The following is an 18,361-nucleotide window of genomic DNA, read 5'->3' on the forward strand; positions in this document are numbered from 1 at the left end:
GGCCCCGGCGCGATGGCCGGGACGGGCGCTGCGGTCCGCCGCGAGGTGGGCGCGTTCACCATCACCCTCGGCAACCCGGCCCGGCGCTGCGCCGGCAATGACCAGAACGCTCCGCCGAGCACACAGAGCCGAGTCGAGGGCGCCGCTCGACCCCAGTCGTCGAAGTTGTATCGCTGACCGGAACGAACGTCGGGTCACGTCCGAAAGTGCTACCATTCCGGTCGAAATCGTTCCTGTCAGCGAAACGATCCGGAATTCGAGGACCACGAGCTTGGCCGTCAACAGTACCGCCGGACGCAAGCCCGCCGCGGCGGACAACACCGGGACCGAGGCCGCCGCGCGGGTGGCCGACGTGCTGCTGCTCTTCACCGGCGGCCCCCGGTACCTGGGTGTCAGCGCGATCAGCCGCGAGCTGGACCTGTCCAAGGCCGTCGTCTACCGGATCCTGCAGTCGCTCGTCTCGCGCGAGATGCTGGCCACCGATCCCGGCGTCGCCGGCTACCGGCTCGGGCCCGCGGCCGTCGCCCTCGGGGCGAGCGCCCTGCGCCGGTTCGACGCCCGCGTCGCCGCCACGCCCGTCCTGCGGCGGCTGCGCGAGCAGACCGGGGAGACGACCACGCTGTCCGGCCTGGTCGGCGACGAACGCGTGTACCTCGACCAGTTCGAGAGCCCGCGCGAGATCAAGATGACCGTGGAGCTGGGCCGCCGGTTCCCGCTGCACGCCGGGTCCTCCGGCAAGGTGATCCTCGCGTCCCTGCCCGAGGACCGCCGGGAAGCCCTGCTGCACCACGAACTCCCCGCGTTGACCGAGCACACGATCACCACCGCCGAGCAGCTGCGCGATGCCCTCGCCGAGGTGGCCCGGGACGGCGTCGCCGTATCGCTCGGCGAACGCCAGCCCGGCGCCGGCTCGGTCGCCGCTCCCCTGTTCGGGCCGGACGGTGAGGTCCACGGCTCGATCAGCATCTGCGGCCCGCAGTACCGCTTCACCCCCGACGCCGTGAGCCGCTACCGCGACCTCGTGCGCGAAGCCGCGGCGGAGATCCGGCAGAGCTGGGCCTGGCTGCGGGAGCCGGGCGGCCGGTAGGGGAACCCACCGGCCGCCCCCGATCACCTGCCGCGCTTGAGGTAGCGGCCCACCGGGTCGCCGGCGATCTTGCCGTCGGCGAACACGTGGTGGCCACGCACGAACGTGTCGGTCACCTTCGCGGTCATGTCGAACCCCTCGAACGGCGTGTACTCCTGCGCCGACTCCGACTCCGCCGCGCGCACCGTCCACCGGACGTCCGGGTCGACCAGCGCGAAGTCGGCGTCGAAACCCTCGGCGATCGTGCCCTTGTTCAGCAGGCCGTAGCGGCGTGCGGGGTTAAGAGACGTCAGCTGCGCGATCCGTTGCAGCGAAAGGCCCCGCTTGGTGCCCTCTCCGACCAGACCGGGCAGCAGGTACTCGGCACCGCCGAAACCGGACTTCGCCAGGAAGACGTCGTCGCGATCCGAACCGAACTTCAGCTCGTCGCGGCAGCACGCGTGGTCGCTGACCACCCAGTCGACGTCGCCGGCGAGCACGTGCCGCCACAGCGCCTCGACGTCGTCGCGCTCGCGCAGCGGCGGGTTGACCTTGCCGCCGATGCCGGACGCGGTGTCGACGTCGGCCAGCAGGTGCCCGATCGTCACCTCGCGCCGGAAGTCGATGTGCGGGAACGCCTTCCCCATCGTCAGCGCGGCCGACAGCGCCTTTTCCGACGACAGGTGCAGCAGGTTGATGTTGGGCAGCCCGGTCTCGTGCGCCAGATAGGACGCGATGGTGACGGCGAGGCCTTCGGAGTGCGGCGGCCGCGACGCGCTGTAGGCCCGCAGGCCCGACAGCGAACCGTCCTGCTCGACCAGTTTTGTGTACGCCGTCATGATTTCCGCCGTCTCGCAGTGCAGCGAGAGCGACAGGTGCGGCGCGTACTCGGTCAGGACCTCGCGCGCCTGCTGGACCCCGCGCATCACGAACTCGAAGTGCGCGATGTCGTAGCGCTCGTCCGGCGGGATCATCAGGAAGTCGCTCTGGCTGGTCGAACGTCCGTGCAGGCCGTGGCTGCCGTAGAACATGAAGATCTTGAACGACGTGACGCCGAATTCCTCGACCAGGTAAGGGATCTCGGCGATGTGCTGCGAGCTCATCGGCGCGAGGTGGAAGGCGTAGTCGACGTAGGCGTTGCCCTCGGACGCGCTGAGCACCTCGGGGAAGAAGTCGCGGTAGCTGCCGCCCTTGTTCAGGTAGTACTGGCCGGTGCGCATGTACGTCAGCGACGTCGTGACGCCGCCCTGCGCGCTGGCGCGGCTCTCGGTGCGGGTGTCGGTGGCCAGCTCGTTGTAGATGCCCCAGTGCTGGTGCGCGTCGACGACACCGGGGAAGGCCAGCAGCCCGCGGCCGTCGACGACCTGGGCGGCGTCGTCGGCGGGCAGGTCCGGGGCGACCCGCGTGATGGTGCCGTCGTTGACGGCGATGTCCAGCAGTTCCGGCTCGGCCCCGTCGGCGTCGTCGGGCCGCACGACCCGGACGTTCTTCACGAGCAGTTCCGTCGTTGCCATTTCTCTCCTCAGCTTGCGGGGTCGGGGGTGCGGCGCCGGGCGATGTCGCCGGCGGCCAGGTAGGCCAGTCCGAAGGCGGGCAGCAGGCCGTTGCCGGGCAGGTAACCGGCGGCGCCGTGGCCGGAGATGCTCGCCGCGGCGCCCCCGGCGGCGTACAGGCCGGGGATCGGGCGGTCCCGGCGGTCGACGACGTTCGCGTGCTCGTCAACCAGCAGCCCGCCCTGGGTGTGGAACAGCGCGGGCACGACACGCACCGCGGCGTAGCGGCCCGACAGCGGACGCTCCCAGTTCGTGCGGCCGTGCTCGTCGTCGCGTTCGCCGCGGGCGATCGCGGCCGCGGTGGCGAATTCTTCGGTCAGCGCTTCCGGCGGCAGGCCGGTCGCCTTCGCGAGCCCGGCGACGTCGTCCGCCCACACCAGCGCGCCGGCGGACACCACGTCCCGGAAGTCCTGGAACGGCTGGCACTGCTCGAAGATCGTCTCGTCGAGCACGATCCAGCCGGTCGAGCCGGGACGCGCGGCCAGCTCGGCGGCGTACTCGGAGTAGCCGCGGATCTCGTTGCCGAAGCGGCGGCCTTCGAGGTCGACCAGGATCGCGCCGTGGATGATCGTCGCCCAGCCGACGAGGGTGCCCGCGTTGGCGGAGACGGCGCCGTGGCCCTGGTAGGCGTCCAGGAACCCGGTGGCGGCGCCCAGTTTCTCGCCGATGCGCAGCGCGTCGCCGAGCGACTGGTCACTCCCCTGGTACAACGCCCCGGCGATCTCCGGGAGGTGCCGTCCGACGAGGTCCGTGTCGGCACCGAAGCCGTTGGTGGCCAGCAGGACCGCCCGGGTCGGGATCTCTTCCTCCGTCCCGTCGGGGTACCGGACGAGAACCGCGCGGACACCGTCTACATCGGACAGGACGTCGACCAGCTTGGCGGGTGCGAGCAGCTCGATGTTCTCGTGCTCGGTCACGCGACGGGCGAGGTGGTCGATGACGCCGGAGCCGTGCCGGCCCGGGATCGAGTGGCACCGGGGCACGGCGTGGCCGGGGTAGGTGAAGTCCGTGACCAGCGACAACGGTAGCCCGGCCGAGTCCGCGAGCCACTCGACCAGCGGCGCGCTCACCTCCGCCAGGGTCCGGGCCAGCCGCGCGTCGGCCTGCCCGTGCGTCTTGGCCATGATGTCGGCGACGAACCGCTCGGGCGAGTCGTCGACGCCGGCCTCGGCCTGCCAGCGGGAGCCGGCGCCGGGGAACATCGCCGTGGACATCGAGGTGTTGTTGCCGCGCCGGAAGTGCTCGCTCGCCTCGACCACGAGGACGGAGAGCCCGAGTTCGGCCGCGCGCAGGGCACCGGCGAGCCCGCCGCCCGCACCGGCGACGACGAGGTCGGGTCCGTCGGTCACGGCTGCTCCTCGACGGCCAGCAGCCGCATCGCCAGCGCCGTCGGGTCGACGATCCGCGCGGCCAGGTCGGCGGGCTCGACGTCGACCGCCGAGCAGCCGTTGAGCACCGCCGTCGCGCCCAGTTCCGCCAGCTCGCGCACGGCCGTCCCGAGCGCCGCGTTCCACGTCCCGGTCTCGGCGATCGCGGAGAACGGCAGGTCCAGCACGCGGATCCCGGCGAGGTACTCGGTCAGCCGGTAGGCGGCGATGCGCTTCGAGAACTCCTCGGCGATCGCCTCGTTGCGCACGACCGCGCCGAACCGCACGCCCTTCGCGGCGAGGTAGGTGGCCGACAGCTTGAGCAGGCCGTGCACCGGCAACGCCGGATCGGCGACGGCGTCGGGCACCGCCGGGTCCAGCACGCAGTCCGGGAAGGCCAGGTCCCAGTCGTCACCGGCCGCTTCGAGCGCGGCGGCGACGGCGTTCTCCGAAACCCGCATGGACTCGTCGGTGTCGAGGGTCTTCGGCGCCGACGGGCCGACGTCCCGCAGCTCGATCTCCAGGCCCGGCGGCGCGAGCCGGTCGTACCGCTCCTGGCGCCGCCGGATCTCCCCGGGCGGCAGGTGGATGGGCGTCACCGCGAGGGCACGCATCAGCTCAGCTCCTTCTCTTCGGTCCCGGCCAGCTCGCGCAGCGTCGCGCCGACGCGGGGCAGGCCGGGCAGGTCGCGCCCCAGCGCCGCGGCGCGGTCCACGACTCTCACGGGCAGCCAGTTCTCGAGCATGCTGACCAGGTCGGACTCGGTCAGCGGGTGGTGGTCGGCGTCGCCGACCGGGTTGGGGACCTCGTGGGTCAGGGACGTGCCGTCGTCGAACGCGATGGTCACGCGGGCGGCGCGCTCGGCCGGGAGGCGCGTGGTGAGGTCGCCGGCTTCGACGAGCCGGACCCGGCCCGCGAGCGCTTGGACGTCCGGGTCGTCGAGCGGGCTGTCCGGCCTGACCTCGCCGGTCAGCGCGGCGGTCGCGACCACGAACGGCGTCGAGAACATCGCCGAGAGCCGGTTCGACCAGTCCACATCGGACAGTCCGGCGCCCAGGACGTGGGTCTCCACCAGGACGTGCGTGATCCCGTCGGCGCGGAACGCCGGGTGCGCGCGCAGTTCGAGCACCGCGTCGGCGGCGGGGTGGGTGAACGAGCACGACGCGTGCCGCTTGAAGTAACCACGCGAGATGTCCCAGCGGGTGCCCAGGTCCGCGGTCAGCTCGTCCGGTTCGAACTCACCGAGCACCGTGCCGAGCGAGAGCGCGGCCGTGCCGGTGGTGCGGGCCATCCCGGCCACCGCCATCCGGGCGGCGGCGAGCCCGGACGTCGCCGAGGCGCCGAGCCACGCGTTGCGCACCGGGTTGCCCTGGGTCGCCGAATTGAAGTGCCCGGCGATGCCCATCCCGGCCGCGGTGTCGATGGCGGCCGCGGCGGCTCCGGGCGGGAGGCCGAGCAACCGGGCGCAGCCGGCCGCCGCGCCGGGGACGCCCCAGCTGCCGTGCGGGTGCGCGCCCGCGCGCAGGGTGGTCGCGCGGCCGAACCGGGCGGCCACCTCGTAGGCGGCCAGCAGCGCCGCCGCCGTGTCCGCACCGGTGCTGTCCAGCTCGGCCGCCAGCGCCAGCACCGCGGGAAACCCGTGCGCGGCGGGGTGACCCTTGGCGTACTTGTGGCCCTCGTCCAGCTCCAGCGAGACGAGCGCCATGCCGTTGAGCCAGGCCGCCGCGTCGGTCGTCACCAGCCGGCCGCCGCCGATCAGCGGCGCCGGTCCCGCAGGCGCGCGCCAGGCGTCGACCAAGGAACGCTGCTCCGGCAAGGAAGCACCCAATGCGGTGACGCCGACGACGTCGAGCAGGACGAGGGAAAGCCGGTCCAGCACCGCGGCCGGGACACCCGTGACGTCCAGTTCGGACACCCACGCACCGAGGTCCGCAGTGGCGGAAGCGGCTCGTTCACGTTTCACAGTCCCAGGTACGCCTTCCTGACCCGGTTGTCGCCAGCGAGCGCGGCGCCCGTGCCCTCCAGCACCGTCGCCCCGCTTTCCAGCACGTACGCCCGGTCCGCGATCGCGAGCGCCTGCTTCGCGTTCTGTTCCACCAGCAGCACCGCCACCCCGCTGTCCCGGATCCGCCGCACCGCCTCCAGCACGGTCCAGGTCAGTTTCGGCGAAAGCCCGGTCGACGGCTCGTCGAGCATCAGCAGCCGCGGCCCGGCCATCAGCGCCCGGCCGATCGCGAGCATCTGCTGCTGCCCGCCGCTGAACGTCTGCGCGGTCTGCGTCCGGCGCTCGGCGAGCACCGGGAACAGCTCGTAGACCTCGGCCAGCGACGTCGCGGCCTGCGCGGGCGTGCGGGTCCACGCGCCCATCCGCAGGTTCTCCTCGACGGTCAGCGTGCCGAACAGCGCCCGGTCCTCGGGCACGTGCACGAGGCCGTCGCGCACCAGCTGGTCCGGGCGGCGCCCGGCCGTCGGCGTGCCGTCGAGCGTGATGGTGCCCGACAGCGGCTTGAGCTGGCCGCAGATGCTGCGCAACGTCGTGGTCTTGCCGGCGCCGTTCGCCCCGACCAGCGCGACGATCTCGCCGGCGTCGAGGCGCAGGTCGACGTCGTGCAGGATCCGCATCCGGCCGTACCCGGCGCACACCTTCTCAAGCGTCAGCATGGGTCGGCTCCTCACCCAGGTAGGCGTCGATGACCCGCGGGTCGCTGGTGACCTCGGCGGGCGAGCCGACGGCCAGCACACGGCCCTGGTCGAGCACGAGCACCCGGTCGGCCAGCCGCATCACCGCGGCCATGATGTGCTCGATGAACACCAGCGTGACGCCCTCCTGCTCGCGCAGGCCGGCGAGCAGGTCGAGCACCGGCTCGCGCTCGGCCGGGACCAGCCCGGCGAGCACCTCGTCGAGCAGCAGGACCTTCGGCCGGGTGGCCAGCGCCCGGGCCAGTTCGAGGCGCTTGAGCCCGGCGGTCGGCAGGTCGGTCGCGGCGCGGTGCGCCCACGGCCCGAGCCCGACCCGCTCGACGACGTCCAGGGAGTGCTCGCGCAGCGCCTTGGCGCCGAGCCGGTGGTGCTGCGCGGCGAGGCCGACGTTCTGCGCCACCGTCATGCTCGCGAACGGCCGCATCAGCTGGAACGTGCGCACCATCCCGGCGCGCGCGATCCGGTCGGGTGCGCGGCCGGTGACGTCGTCGCCCGCCAGCCGCACCCGTCCGGTGTCCGGGGACAGCGCCCCGGAGATCACGTTGAACAGCGTGGTCTTACCCGCGCCGTTGGGCCCGATGACGCCGAGGATCTCGCCCTCGGCGACTTCGACGTCCACATCGGACAGCGCGTGCACCCCGCGGAACGCCTTGCCGACGCCGCTCACTTCCACGATGCTCATCGTCGCCACCTCGCAGCGAGAGTTCCGACGATCCCCTTGGGCAGCAACCGCACGATGAGGATCACGAGCACGGCGTACAGCACGACGTCCAGGCCGCTGCGGCCCTGCAGGAAGCCCAGGAAGCCGGGTGGGGTGCGCAGCAGTGTGGCGGTGACGTCGGTGAGCGAGCCGATGATGATCGCGCCGACCACCGGGCCCCACACCGTGCCGATGCCGCCGATCACGACCGGCACGATCGCCTGGATCGAGATCGCCGAGCCGAACCCGAGATCGGGGTTCACGAACAGGTAGTACTGCGTGTAGAACGCGCCGGCCACGGCGGTGATCGCGGCCGACAGCGCGACCGTCATCAGCTTGTGCCGCAACACCGGGGCCCCGAGTGACGCGGCGGCCAGCTCGTCGTCGCGGATGGCCGTGACGTACCGGCCGGCACGCGAGTGCAGGAAGCCGATGCTGATCGCGACCGCCGCCCCGGCCAGGAACAGCGCCACCCAGAAGTACGCGGGCGAGTCGGCCGGGAACTGGATCTGCCACAGCGACGACCCCTGGATCAGCGGCACGCTGTAGCCGACGGACTTGTTGGCGAACGCGCTGCTCGTGACGATCAGCCGCAGCATCTCCGCGAACGCGAAGGTGGCGAGCGCGAAGTAGGCGCCTTGGAGCTTGTAGCGGAAGGAGAAGTAGCCGATGACCACCGCGACCGCGGCGGCCACCGCCATCCCGGCCAGCATCCCGATCCACGGCGACACGTTGTGCTTCACCAGCAGGTACGCGCTGGTGTCGGCCCCGAGGCCGAAGTAGGCGGCATGGCCGAAGCTGAACATCCCGCCGAACCCGCTCATGATGTTCCAGCCGACGGCCATCAGCAGGAAGATCAGGATCCGCACGGCGACGGCACCCTGGGCGGCGGGCAGGATCAGCGGCAGCGGGATCGCGACCAGCACGAGAATGGCGAGGATCGCGAACTGCCGGTTCTGCGGCCGCAACGGCGGTGCTTTGACGGCGTCCGCATTGCTCGGTGGGGCGATGGTGATGGCACTCATGCGCGCCTCCCGAACAGGCCCTGCGGACGGAGGAAGAGCACCAGCACGAACACCACGAACACGCCCAGCAGTGAGCTCTGGCCGCCGAGGTAGATCGTCGTGAGCTGCTCGACCAGCCCGATCAGCAGGCCGCCGACGAGCGCGCCCGCGACGTTGCCCATCCCGCCGAGCACCACGACCACGAACGCCGTGATGTTGAACTGGTCCCCCAGCGTCGGCGTCACGGTCACGAGCGGGCCGGCGAGCACCGCCGCGGCCCCCGCGCACGCCGTGCCGATCGCGAAGGTCAGCGTGTGCATCCGCCGGACGTTGATGCCGACCAGGGCCGCGCCCGGAGCGTTCGCGGCGACCGCGCGGATCGCCGTGCCCAGCCGGGTGCGCCGCAGCAGCCAGAACAACAAGCCGCCGAGCACGACGGCGCCGAGGAACGCGTACAGCCGTGAACCCGCGACCACCGCGCCCAGCAGCGAAAACTGGAAGTCGCCGGGCAGTGTGATGGTCTTGGGCTCGGCGCCGAAGAACATCAGCAGCCCGTTCTCCAGCAGCAGCGACAGGCCGAGCGTGATGAGCAGCTGGTTCTCCAGCGACCGGCCGCCCGCCCCGGACAGCAGCCCGCGGTGCACGGCCGCGCCGAGCAGGAACAGCACGGGGACGGCCACGACGAGCGTCAGGTACGGGTGCAATCCGGTGGCCTGCACCATGCCGAAGGAGAGGAACATGGCCACCGCGAGGAACGCGCCGTGGGCGAAGTTGACGATGTCGAGCACGCCGAAGATCAGCGTCAGCCCCATCGCGATCAGGCCGTAGAGCCCGCCGGTCAGCAGGCCGGTGACCACCGACTGCCAGACCACCAGGCCGCTGCCGGACTGCAGCAGCGCGACGACGATCGCTACGACGAGGATCGCGGCGACGATGCCGGCGCGGCGGAGGAAACCCTGGTCCACCTTGGCTTTCCGGTCGGGAGGTGCGGTTTCGGGGACGACGGGCGCCCCGGTGTCGAGTTCGGTCATGGGCGCCACGCCACCCTGTAGTCGGGCCGGGATTCGGCTTTTTCGGGGGGATAGACCTGCTGGACGCGCCCGTCCCGGACCTGCATCAGCACCGGGAAGGCGTTGCGGTTGTCACCGTTGGGGGCGAACTGGATCGGTCCGCGACCGACGGTCAGCGGCGCGACTTGAGCGGCGGCGATCGCGTCCCGCACCTTCTCCGGGTCGGTGCTCGCGGCCTGCTCGACGCCGTGCGCGATCACCTGGACCGCGTCGTAGGACAGGACCGCGCCGGTGCGCATCGGGTCGCCGTACTGCTTCTGGTACTTCTCGCGCAACGCGACGGTCTCGGGATTCGTCGCGTCGTAGTGGTAGTTGGCGCTGAAGTAGAGGTTGCCGAGAGCGGCCGCGTCGGCGACGAACTTCGGCTGGTCGTACGCGCCGTTCGAGACGCCCCAGACCGCGTTGAGGTCCGGTTTCACCGAGGCGATCGCCTTGGCCGCCAGGAGGCTGTCGCGGTAGTAGCCGGCGACGGCCAGCACGTCCGCGCCGGACGCCTTGACCTGCGTGACCTGCGCGGTGAGGTCGCTGACGGTGGTGGCGTCGTAACTGATGTTCGGGCCGATCGCGATGCCGAGCTGCTTCGCGGCCGCGTTGAAGGCGTCGGCCGCGCCACTGCCGAAGTCGCTCTGCTCGTGCAGGAACGCGACCTTCCGGACGGGCTTGCCCGCCTGGTCCGACACCGCTTTCAGGTACTGGGCGGCGGCGGTCGCGATCGCTTTGCTGCCCGGCTGCACGCGGAACGAGTACCGGTAGCCGTGGGCGAAGATCGCGTCGGAGGCGGTCACGTCCATCACGAACGGCACCCGGTTGCGTTCGGCCACGACGGCGACGTTGGTGCTCACCGCGCTCTGGTAGGTGCCGACCAGGCTGACCGCGCCGGCCGAGATCAGCCGCTGGGCCTCGCTCTGGCCGATGTCGGCCTTGCCCTGGGTGTCGCCGGTGACCAGCTCGACCTTGCGGCCGCCCAGGGACTTGATGCCGCCGGCGGCGTTGATCGCGTCGACCGCGAGCTGCGCGCCGCGGCGCATCTGCAGGCCGTCGACCGCGTTCGAGCCGCTGACCGGGTGCAGCGCGCCGATCTTCACCGGGCCCTCGTCCCGCCCCGCGGCCGCGCCGCCGGCCCCCATCGGCGCCGAGCCCCCGCACCCGGTCGCGAGCAGGGCGCACGCGCCGAGCGCCGCGACGAGTTTTCGTGCGGACATGTCACCTCTTCCCACTGGAAGGGCTGTCGTTCCGCTAAGCGAAACGCCAGATTTGTTGTCGGCCATCGTGACACCCGGCCCGACGTCAGGTCAACATCTGCGCATAACTTGACGGACGTGCGTGATCAGTGCGAACTTGGGGAACACGGAGAGACGTCACCACGAAACACGACGTTCACAGTTGTTCCCCCCGGCGAAACGGGCATCCGCACTCGGGCCGCCGGACGAGAAAGGCAGGTACGCCCCATGACGGGCGCTTTGTCAGGGATCCGGGTGCTCGACACCGCCACCCTGTTCGCCGGCCCGCTGGCCGCGACGCTGCTGGGCGACTTCGGCGCCGAGGTGATCAAGATCGAGCACCCGAAGGGCGACCCCGTCCGCAGCCACGGCGCACAGCGCGACGGCGTCGGCCTCTGGTGGAAGATGCTCGGCCGCGGCAAGAAGGCGATCACCCTCTACCTCGGCTCCCCCGAGGGCCAGGAGATCTTCAAGAAGCTCGTGGCCGACGCCGACGTCGTCGTGGAGAACTTCCGCCCGGGCACGCTGGAGCGCTGGGGTCTGGGCTACGACGTCCTGCGCGAGATCAACCCCGGCCTGGTGCTCACGCGCGTGACCGGGTTCGGCCAGATCGGCCCGTACGCCAAGCGACCCGGCTTCGGCACGCTCGCCGAGGCGATGAGCGGGTTCGCCGCGATCACCGGCGAACCGGACGGCCCGCCGACGCTGCCGCCGTTCGGCCTCGCCGACGGGATCGCCGCGCTGACCACCGCCTACGCCGTGATGACGGCGCTGCGGGCGCGGGACCAGACCGGGCGCGGGCAGGTCGTCGACCTCGCGATCATCGAGCCGATCCTGACGCTGCTCGGGCCGCAGATCATCGCGTACGACCAGCTCGGCACGCTGCAGCCGCGCACCGGCAACCGGTCCACGAACAACGCGCCGCGCAACACCTACCGCACCCGCGACGGCAGCTGGGTCGCCATCTCCACCAGCGCTCAGTCGATCGCCGAACGCGTCATGCGGCTGGTCGGGCGCCCGGAGCTGATCGACGAGCCGTGGTTCGTCAGCGGCTCGGAGCGCGCGCAGCACGCCGACCTGCTCGACGACGCCGTCGGCTCGTGGATCGCCGACCGCGACCGCGACGACGTCGTCAAGGCGTTCGAGGAGGCCCAGGCCGCCGTCGCGCCGATCTACACCGCCGCCGACGTCATGGCCGACCCGCAGTTCGCCGCGCTGAACAGCATCGCCACCGTCGAAGACGACGAACTCGGGCCGGTGAAGATGCAGAACGTGCTGTTCCGGCTGTCGGAGACGCCCGGGCACCTCACCACGGCCGGGGCGCCGCTCGGCGCGCACACCGCCGAAGTCCTCGGCCGCTACGGCCTCGGCGAGCCGGAACTGGCCGCGCTGCGCGAAAAAGGCGTCATCAAGTGATACGCAGCTGGCTCTACGTCCCGGGTGACCGGCCGGACCGGATCGCGAAAGCACTGGCCGGTCTGGCGGACGCCGTCATCATCGACCTCGAGGACGCCGTCGCCGCGGCCGCGAAGGACGACGCCCGGCGAGGGGTGCTGGACGCGTTGGGCAACGGCGCGACGGCGTTCGTCCGGATCAACGCGCCGGGCACCCCGGCCGGCGAAGCCGACATCGCGGCGCTGGCACCGCTGGCCCCGGCCGGGGTGCGGGTGCCCAAGTGCGAGGACCCGGGCGAGCTGCGCCGTGTCGCCGACGCGCTCGGCGTGCCGGTGTACCCGGTGTTGGAATCGGCGCTGGGCGTCGAGAACGCGCTGGTGATCGCGACGGCGCACCCGCTCGTCGCCGGGATCTCCCTCGGTGAGGCCGACCTCGCCGCGGACCTGCGGGTCGCCGGTGGCGACGCGCTGACCTGGCCGCGGTCCCGGGTGGTCGTCGCCGCGCGGGCGGCCGGACTGCCGAGCCCGGTGCAGAGCGTCTGGACCGCCGTGCGCGACCTCGACGGCCTGCGCGCGAGCACCGAAGCCGGCCGCCGCGCCGGGTTTTTCGGCCGGTCGGTCATCCACCCCGCCCAGATTCCCTTGGTACACGAAGCTTTCGCGCCCGATCCGGCCGAGACGGCGTGGGCGAGCGAGCTGCTCGACCGGCTCTCGACGGACGAATCGGCCGCCTGGATCGACCACAACGGACAGTTCGTCGACGCCGCGATCGTCGCGCGCGCCCGGTGGGTGCTCGCGCACGCGGAGTCCGCAGGAAAGGAAGGCCCGCACTCATGACACGCACCCAGGATCCGCTGCTGGCCGCGATCGCCGGCGGGGTCCGGCTGATCGAGCTCGGGCAGCCGTTCTTCACCGGCATGCCCTGCTCGCCGAACCACCCCGGGTTCCGGATGACGCTGATCCGCCGTCACGGCGACATGCGCCGCCCGGACGGCGGGTCGGCCGCCAACGAGATCATCGTGACCGGCGGGCACGTCGGCACCCACATCGACGCGCTCTCGCACGTCAGCCACGACGGCAAGCTCCACGGCGACGTCGACGCCGCCGAAGCCCAGCAGGGCGGCGTGTTCCGCACGCACGGCGCGGAGCACCTGCCCGGCCTGCTGCGGCGCGCGGTACTCCTCGACGTCGCCGCGGTGCACGACGTCCCCACGCTGGAACCGGGGTACGGCGTCACCGCCGAGGACCTGGACGCGGCCGTGAAGCTCGCCGGTGCCGAGCCCGGCGAAGGCGACGTCGCGCTGATCCGCACCGGCTGGGCGCGGAACTTCGACAACCCGGCGACGTACATGGGCAAGGAGACCGGCGTCCCCGGCGCCACGACGTCGGCGGCGGAGTGGCTGGCGGCCCGCCGGGTCGTCGCGACCGGCGCGGACACCACCGCCTACGAGCAGATCCCCGCCGGGGCCGGGCATGCCGTGCTGCCGGTGCACCGGATCCTGCTCGTCGACTCGGGCATCTTCATCATGGAGCACCTGAACCTGGAGGCTGTCGCGGCCGAAGGGGTGCACGAGTTCGTGTTCGTGCTGGCGCCGCTGCGGATCGTCGGCGGCACCGGCTCCCCCGTGCGTCCCCTCGCGGCGGTGAGCGCATGACCGCCACGATCGTGCAGCAGCTGGCCGCGTTCGCGACGTCGGTGCGGGCGAAGGGACTGCCGCCGGAACTGCGGGACGATGCCGCGCGGCGTGTCCTCGACGTCCTCGGCAACAGCCTGGCCGCCACGTCGGAGCGTCCCGCGGCCGCCGTCGGCGCGCTGGTGCGGGAGTGGGGCGGCACCGGCCGGGCCACCGCGATCGGTACCGGCGATCGGCTGCCCGAGCCGAGCGCGGCCCTGCTGAACGGCACCCTCGCGCACTCGCTCGACTTCGACGACACGCACCTGCCTTCGGTGCTGCACCCGTCGGCGTCGGTGGTGCCCGCCGCGCTCGCCGTCGCGGAGTCCCGGGGCGCGACCGGGGCCCAGCTGCTGGACGCGATCGGCGTCGGCGTCGAGATCACCGTCCGGCTCGGCATGGCCGGTTACGACGAGGAACTGGGCAACTCCGTGTTCTTCGAACGCGGCCTGCACGCGACGGCGATCTGCGGCGCCCTCGGCGCGGCGGCGGCCGCGGCGATGCTGTCCGATGTGGACTCCGAGGGGATCGCCGACGCGCTCGGCATCGCGGCCAGCATGGGCTCGGGCCTGCTGGAGGCGAACCGCACGGGTGGCACGGTGAAGCGGATCCACTGCGGCTGGGCGGCCCACGCGGCGGTCACCGCGGCGGGCTTGGCGCGCCACGGCATCACCGGCCCGCCGACGGTCCTGGAAGGCCGGTTCGGCCTGCTGCAGGCGTTCTGCGGCGATCAGTCCGATGTGGACGCGATCGTCGACGGCCTCGGCGAGCACTGGGAGCTGCCGGGGATCTTCTTCAAACCCTACCCCTGTAACCACTTCACCCACGCGGGCATCGACGCGGCCCGGCGGCTGCGTTCGCTGGGTGTCGACCCGGCGGAGATCGTCGCTCTGGAGCTGGGCGCGCCGACGTCGGTGCTGCGCACGATCGCCGAGCCGCGTGAGGACAAGATCCGCCCGAAGTCGGGGTACCACGCGGCGTTCTCGGGCCCGTACACGGTCGCGGCGGGCCTCCTGGGCGGCGGCGGCCTGGGCGTCTTCCACGACGACTTCACCGACGAGGCCGCGGCGGACCCGGCGCGCCTGGCCCTGGCGGCGAAGGTGACGTGCGTCCCGGACGCCCGGTGCGACGAGATCTTCCCGCACCAGTTCCCGGCAGTCCTGCGCGCGCGGCTACGCGACGGCCGTGAGCTGGAGGAGCGAGTCGACGCCAACCGCGGCGGCCCGCAAAACCCGCTGTCGGCGGAAGAGCTGGCAACGAAGTTCCGCCTGAACGCGGCCCGGGTCCTCCCGGCAGACGTCAGCACGCGCATCACCGAGCTGACGTACGGCCTGGCGGAGCTGGCCGACCTGAGTGAGCTGACCGCACTCCTGCGCACCTGACGGTCGTGAGTGTTCAGGGCGGTTAGAACCGCCCTGAACACTCACGACGGGCCGGGGATCAGCGCCAGCCGAGCGCCGGGGCCACGTGGGTGAGGATGCTCTCCAGCACGTGCGCGTTGTACTCGACGCCGAGCTGGTTCGGGACGGTCAGCAGGAGCGTGTCCGCTGCCTGGATGGCCTCGTCTTCCTTCAGCTCCTGCACCAGTTCGTCCGGCTCGGCGGCGTACGAGCGGCCGAAGATCGCCCGGGTGTTCTCGTCGATCATGCCGACCTGGTCGCGCGAATTCCGGTCGCGGCCGAAGTAGGCGCGGTCCAGGTCGTTGGTCAGCGCGAAGATGCTCCGGCTGACCGACACCCGCGGCTCCCAGTCGTGGCCGGCTTCCTTCCACGCTTCGCGGTAGGCCTCGATCTGCTTGCGCTGCTGGACGTGCAGCGGCTCGCCCGTCTCGTCGTCCTTGAGCGTGGAGCTCTGCAGGTTCATGCCCAGCTTCGCGGCCCAGATGCCGGTCGCGTTCGAGCTCGAGCCCCACCAGATGCGCTCGCGCAGGCCTTCGGAGTGCGGCTCGAGCCGCAGCAGGCCCGGCGGGTTGGCGAACATCGGCCGCGGGTTCGGCTGGGCGAACCCGTCGCCTTCGAGCAGCTTGAGGAAGACTTCGACGCGCTCGCGGGCCATGTCGGCGTCGGTCTCGCCCTCGGCCGGGGCGTACCCGAAGTAGCGCCAGCCTTCGATCACCTGCTCGGGGGATCCCCGGCTCACGCCGAGCTGGAGCCGGCCGCGCGAGATGAGGTCGGCGGCGCCCGCCTCCTCGGCCATGTACAGCGGGTTCTCGTAGCGCATGTCGATCACGCCGGTGCCGATCTCGATCTTCGACGTCCGCGCGCCGATCGCCGAGAGCAGCGGGAACGGGCTGCCCGCCTGCCGCGCGAAGTGGTGCACGCGGAAGTACGCGCCGTCGACACCGAGCTCCTCGGCGGCGACCGCCAGGTCGATCGACTGGTGCAGGAAGTCGGCGGCCGACCGGGTCTCGGAGTGCGCGCTCGCCGACCAGTGGCCGAACGAGAGAAAACCAATCTTCTTCACGCTCCCTCCAGCGTCCGGCGGCCCGGATTGATTCCCCCGGGTAACCTGCGTCGCATGACTCGTGACGCCGGGACCCGCGCCCGGATCGAGGAGCATTGGACGTCGTCCGAGCGCGGGGACGTCGACACCGAGCACGCGATCTACGCCGAGGACGCCGTCCTGGACTACCCCCAGTCCGGTGAACGCTTCCGCGGCCGCGCGAAGATCCGGGCGCAACGCGGCGGTCACCCGGCCGAGCGGCACTTCGCCATCACCCGGATCTCGGGCGGCGGCGACTTCTGGGTGAGCGAGTGCGTGATCACCTACGACGGCGCGCCCACCCATTCGGTGAGCGTCATGGAGTTCGCCGACGGTTTCGTGACGCACGAGACGCAGTACTTCGCCGACCCGTTCCCGGCGGCACCCTCACGGGCCGAGCTGGCCGAGCCCATCCCGGGCCGCGGCTGACGAACGGGCCCGGACGTGGGCGCGTTCACCCTGCGGCCCGAAGAGGACGAGCGTCTCGACGGCCCGGCCGTCGGCCGAGCCGAGCCAGTGCGGCAGCGCCGTGTCGAACTCGGCGGCCTCACCGGCGGGCAGGACCAGGTCCCGGTCGCCGAGCACCAGCCGCAGCCGGCCGTCGAGGACGTAGACCCACTCGTAACCGCCGTGCGTCTGCGGCGTCGGCTCGGCGGGTTCGCCGCGAGCCGGGATGAGCATCTTGAACGCCTGCAGGCCCCCGGCCCGGCGGGTCAGCGGCACGAACGTCATGCCGTGGCGGCGGATCGGGCGCAGGTGGATCCGCGGGTCGCCGGTGCGGGGCGCGCCGACCAGGTCGTCCAGCGGGACGCCGTAGGTGCGCGCCAGCGGCAGGAGCAGCTCCAGGGTGGGCCGGCGGCCACCGCTTTCCAGCCGGGACAACGTGCTCTCCGAGATCCCGGTCACCGCCGCCAGGTCGGCGAGGGTGAACCCGCGTTGCCGGCGCAGCACGCGCAGGCGCGGCCCGACCGCGTCCAGCACCTCGTCGTCGATGTCGGCCACGACCGCCATCTTGCCGGAATGGCAAGTTTCCGTGCTCCCGGCGGCACCGCCGGGTGACGGTGGCGGCATGAACGTACGTTTCTGGGACGACCACTACCGGACCCCGCAGGCGGAGCGCGTGAACCCGCTGCTCGCCGCGATCGCCGGCCCGCTGCCCACCGGGGACGCGCTGGACCTGGGCTGCGGCGCCGGCGGCGACACCCTCTGGCTCGCCCGCCGAGGGTGGCGGGTCACCGCGGTCGACCTGTCCGGCGTCGCGGTCGAGTCGCTGCGGGACCGGGCCGGCGGCCTGCCCGTGACGGCGGTGCGCGCCGACCTCGCCGAGGCGCTCCCCGAGGGCACCTTCGACCTCGTTTCCGCGCAGTACCTGCACACACCGTTCCCGTTGGCGCGCGAGCGGGTGTTCCGCCGGGCGGCCGAAGCGCTGCGGCCCGGCGGCCGGCTGCTGGTCGTCGACCACGGGTCCGCCGCGCCGTGGTCGTGGAGCCGCGAAGCAGGCGTCCCGATCACTCTCGACCTCGATCCGGCACAGTGGTCGGTCGAGCGCGCGGACAGTCCCGAGCGCGTCGCGACCGGGCCCGGCGGCCAGACCGCGACCGTCACCGACCACGTGCTGCTCGTCCGGCGGACACGATGACGCGGGACGCCGGCCCGCCGGCCACCGGGCCCGCGGAAGTCCAGGTGCTCGGCGGTTTCCTCGACTACCTGCGCGCCGCCGTGGCCGCCAAGGCCGAGGGTGTGCCCGAGCCGCGGGTCCGTTCCCCCGGCGTCGCGTCGGGCACGAACCTGCTCGGGCTGGTCAAGCACCTCACGCACGTCGAAGCCCACTGGCTGCTCGGGGCCGCCGTCACCGACTGGCAGGCGACCTTCCGGCCGACTCCGGCCGAGACCGCCGAGGAGATCATCGCCGCCTATCGCGCGACCACCGCGCGGGCGAACGCGGTGATCGCCGGCTGGGACGACCTCGGCGAGCCCGGGCCGCGCCGCGCGTCACGGCGCTGGACGTTGACCCATCTGGTCGAAGAGACCGCCCGCCACGCCGGGCACGCCGACATCCTGCGCGAGCTCGCCGACGGCACGACCGGCCGCTGAGCCTTGTGGTCCGGACCTCGCCACCCCTACGGTCGGAAA

Annotated in this window: 19 protein-coding genes and 1 pseudogene; 9 read left to right on the forward strand and 11 right to left on the reverse strand. The window is 72.3% G+C overall.

Translation table 11 applies throughout. From position 1 onward, the window contains the following. Positions 1-84 (forward strand): annotated as a pseudogene (locus tag OG494_RS17755) (UDP-N-acetylglucosamine acyltransferase); the annotation flags it as partial. A gap of 187 nt (positions 85-271) precedes the next feature. Continuing rightward, positions 272-1,087 (forward strand): IclR family transcriptional regulator, encoded by an 816-nt coding sequence (locus tag OG494_RS17760; RefSeq protein ID WP_328457058.1) that lies wholly within the window; start codon positions 272-274, stop codon positions 1,085-1,087. Between the two features lie 23 nt (positions 1,088-1,110). On the opposite strand, the gene OG494_RS17765 is transcribed toward OG494_RS17760, so the two are convergent. The 9 genes from OG494_RS17765 to OG494_RS17805 are packed head-to-tail and all read right to left on the reverse strand — an operon-like array spanning position 1,111 to position 10,662. Beyond that, complete coding sequence (locus OG494_RS17765) at positions 1,111-2,580, reverse strand: dihydroorotase (protein ID WP_328457060.1); 1,470 nt, start codon at positions 2,578-2,580, stop codon at positions 1,111-1,113. An 8-nt stretch (positions 2,581-2,588) separates the two neighbouring features. Continuing rightward, complete coding sequence (locus tag OG494_RS17770) at positions 2,589-3,968, reverse strand: FAD-dependent oxidoreductase (RefSeq protein ID WP_328457062.1); 1,380 nt, start codon at positions 3,966-3,968, stop codon at positions 2,589-2,591. Further along, positions 3,965-4,600 (reverse strand): aspartate/glutamate racemase family protein, encoded by a 636-nt coding sequence (locus OG494_RS17775; protein ID WP_328457064.1) that lies wholly within the window; start codon positions 4,598-4,600, stop codon positions 3,965-3,967. The genes OG494_RS17770 and OG494_RS17775 overlap by 4 nt, the downstream gene beginning before the upstream one ends. Beyond that, positions 4,600-5,949, reverse strand: coding sequence for an MmgE/PrpD family protein (locus tag OG494_RS17780; RefSeq protein WP_328457066.1), 1,350 nt, complete (start codon positions 5,947-5,949; stop codon positions 4,600-4,602). The genes OG494_RS17775 and OG494_RS17780 overlap by 1 nt, the downstream gene beginning before the upstream one ends. Continuing rightward, a complete protein-coding gene (locus OG494_RS17785; protein ID WP_328457068.1) occupies positions 5,946-6,647 on the reverse strand; it encodes an ABC transporter ATP-binding protein in 702 nt (233 codons plus the stop codon). Before OG494_RS17785 ends, OG494_RS17780 begins: the two co-directional genes overlap by 4 nt. Beyond that, positions 6,634-7,368 (reverse strand): ABC transporter ATP-binding protein, encoded by a 735-nt coding sequence (locus OG494_RS17790; protein WP_328457069.1) that lies wholly within the window; start codon positions 7,366-7,368, stop codon positions 6,634-6,636. The genes OG494_RS17785 and OG494_RS17790 overlap by 14 nt, the downstream gene beginning before the upstream one ends. Continuing rightward, positions 7,365-8,411 (reverse strand): branched-chain amino acid ABC transporter permease, encoded by a 1,047-nt coding sequence (locus OG494_RS17795; protein WP_328457071.1) that lies wholly within the window; start codon positions 8,409-8,411, stop codon positions 7,365-7,367. The genes OG494_RS17790 and OG494_RS17795 overlap by 4 nt, the downstream gene beginning before the upstream one ends. Then, positions 8,408-9,421, reverse strand: a complete 1,014-nt coding sequence (locus OG494_RS17800) for a branched-chain amino acid ABC transporter permease (RefSeq protein WP_328457073.1) — start codon at positions 9,419-9,421, stop codon at positions 8,408-8,410. Before OG494_RS17800 ends, OG494_RS17795 begins: the two co-directional genes overlap by 4 nt. Continuing rightward, complete coding sequence (locus tag OG494_RS17805) at positions 9,418-10,662, reverse strand: ABC transporter substrate-binding protein (protein WP_328457075.1); 1,245 nt, start codon at positions 10,660-10,662, stop codon at positions 9,418-9,420. Before OG494_RS17805 ends, OG494_RS17800 begins: the two co-directional genes overlap by 4 nt. 246 nt (positions 10,663-10,908) lie before the next feature. Between OG494_RS17805 and OG494_RS17810 the strand changes: the two genes are divergently transcribed. Genes OG494_RS17810 through OG494_RS17825 form a run of 4 tightly spaced genes read left to right on the forward strand, consistent with a single transcriptional unit; the run spans position 10,909 to position 15,129 of the window. After that, positions 10,909-12,096 carry a CaiB/BaiF CoA transferase family protein gene (locus tag OG494_RS17810; RefSeq protein WP_328457077.1) on the forward strand — a complete coding sequence of 396 codons (1,188 nt, stop codon included), beginning with the start codon at positions 10,909-10,911 and terminating at the stop codon, positions 12,094-12,096. Beyond that, positions 12,093-12,911, forward strand: a complete 819-nt coding sequence (locus OG494_RS17815; protein ID WP_328457079.1) for an HpcH/HpaI aldolase/citrate lyase family protein — start codon at positions 12,093-12,095, stop codon at positions 12,909-12,911. Before OG494_RS17810 ends, OG494_RS17815 begins: the two co-directional genes overlap by 4 nt. Continuing rightward, positions 12,908-13,729: a cyclase family protein gene (locus OG494_RS17820; RefSeq protein ID WP_328457081.1), complete on the forward strand. Its 822-nt coding sequence runs from the start codon at positions 12,908-12,910 to the stop codon at positions 13,727-13,729. The genes OG494_RS17815 and OG494_RS17820 overlap by 4 nt, the downstream gene beginning before the upstream one ends. Next, entirely contained in the window at positions 13,726-15,129 is a 1,404-nt protein-coding gene (locus OG494_RS17825) for an MmgE/PrpD family protein (RefSeq protein ID WP_328457083.1), read from the forward strand. Before OG494_RS17820 ends, OG494_RS17825 begins: the two co-directional genes overlap by 4 nt. Positions 15,130-15,187: 58 nt before the next feature. Here OG494_RS17825 and OG494_RS17830 read toward each other — a convergent pair whose 3' ends face one another. After that, positions 15,188-16,210, reverse strand: a complete 1,023-nt coding sequence (locus OG494_RS17830) for an LLM class flavin-dependent oxidoreductase (protein ID WP_328457085.1) — start codon at positions 16,208-16,210, stop codon at positions 15,188-15,190. A 54-nt stretch (positions 16,211-16,264) separates the two neighbouring features. Between OG494_RS17830 and OG494_RS17835 the strand changes: the two genes are divergently transcribed. Next, positions 16,265-16,657, forward strand: coding sequence for a nuclear transport factor 2 family protein (locus tag OG494_RS17835; RefSeq protein ID WP_328457087.1), 393 nt, complete (start codon positions 16,265-16,267; stop codon positions 16,655-16,657). Here OG494_RS17835 and OG494_RS17840 read toward each other — a convergent pair. After that, positions 16,616-17,230 carry a helix-turn-helix domain-containing protein gene (locus OG494_RS17840; RefSeq protein ID WP_328457089.1) on the reverse strand — a complete coding sequence of 205 codons (615 nt, stop codon included), beginning with the start codon at positions 17,228-17,230 and terminating at the stop codon, positions 16,616-16,618. The two genes, OG494_RS17835 and OG494_RS17840, sit on opposite strands and share 42 nt — an antisense overlap. A gap of 67 nt (positions 17,231-17,297) precedes the next feature. Between OG494_RS17840 and OG494_RS17845 the strand changes: the two genes are divergently transcribed. After that, complete coding sequence (locus tag OG494_RS17845) at positions 17,298-17,867, forward strand: class I SAM-dependent methyltransferase (RefSeq protein WP_328457091.1); 570 nt, start codon at positions 17,298-17,300, stop codon at positions 17,865-17,867. Next, positions 17,864-18,322: a DinB family protein gene (locus OG494_RS17850; protein ID WP_328457093.1), complete on the forward strand. Its 459-nt coding sequence runs from the start codon at positions 17,864-17,866 to the stop codon at positions 18,320-18,322. Before OG494_RS17845 ends, OG494_RS17850 begins: the two co-directional genes overlap by 4 nt. Positions 18,323-18,361: the final 39 nt, after the last annotated feature.

The organism is Amycolatopsis sp. NBC_00438, assembly GCF_036026695.1.
Classification (GTDB): Bacteria; Actinomycetota; Actinomycetes; order Mycobacteriales; family Pseudonocardiaceae; genus Amycolatopsis.

Excerpts from the sequence above, each read along its gene's own strand:
- OG494_RS17765 (WP_328457060.1), bottom strand. The coding sequence starts at position 2,580 with ATGGCAACGACGGAACTGCTCGTGAAGAACGTCCGGGTCGTGCGGCCC.
- OG494_RS17775 (WP_328457064.1), bottom strand. The coding sequence starts at position 4,600 with ATGCGTGCCCTCGCGGTGACGCCCATCCACCTGCCGCCCGGGGAGATC.
- OG494_RS17785 (WP_328457068.1), bottom strand. The coding sequence starts at position 6,647 with ATGCTGACGCTTGAGAAGGTGTGCGCCGGGTACGGCCGGATGCGGATC.
- OG494_RS17790 (WP_328457069.1), bottom strand. The coding sequence starts at position 7,368 with ATGAGCATCGTGGAAGTGAGCGGCGTCGGCAAGGCGTTCCGCGGGGTG.
- OG494_RS17795 (WP_328457071.1), bottom strand. The coding sequence starts at position 8,411 with ATGAGTGCCATCACCATCGCCCCACCGAGCAATGCGGACGCCGTCAAA.
- OG494_RS17800 (WP_328457073.1), bottom strand. The coding sequence starts at position 9,421 with ATGACCGAACTCGACACCGGGGCGCCCGTCGTCCCCGAAACCGCACCT.
- OG494_RS17805 (WP_328457075.1), bottom strand. The coding sequence starts at position 10,662 with ATGTCCGCACGAAAACTCGTCGCGGCGCTCGGCGCGTGCGCCCTGCTC.
- OG494_RS17810 (WP_328457077.1), top strand. The coding sequence starts at position 10,909 with ATGACGGGCGCTTTGTCAGGGATCCGGGTGCTCGACACCGCCACCCTG.
- OG494_RS17820 (WP_328457081.1), top strand. The coding sequence starts at position 12,908 with ATGACACGCACCCAGGATCCGCTGCTGGCCGCGATCGCCGGCGGGGTC.
- OG494_RS17825 (WP_328457083.1), top strand. The coding sequence starts at position 13,726 with ATGACCGCCACGATCGTGCAGCAGCTGGCCGCGTTCGCGACGTCGGTG.
- OG494_RS17835 (WP_328457087.1), top strand. The coding sequence starts at position 16,265 with ATGACTCGTGACGCCGGGACCCGCGCCCGGATCGAGGAGCATTGGACG.
- OG494_RS17845 (WP_328457091.1), top strand. The coding sequence starts at position 17,298 with ATGAACGTACGTTTCTGGGACGACCACTACCGGACCCCGCAGGCGGAG.
- OG494_RS17850 (WP_328457093.1), top strand. The coding sequence starts at position 17,864 with ATGACGCGGGACGCCGGCCCGCCGGCCACCGGGCCCGCGGAAGTCCAG.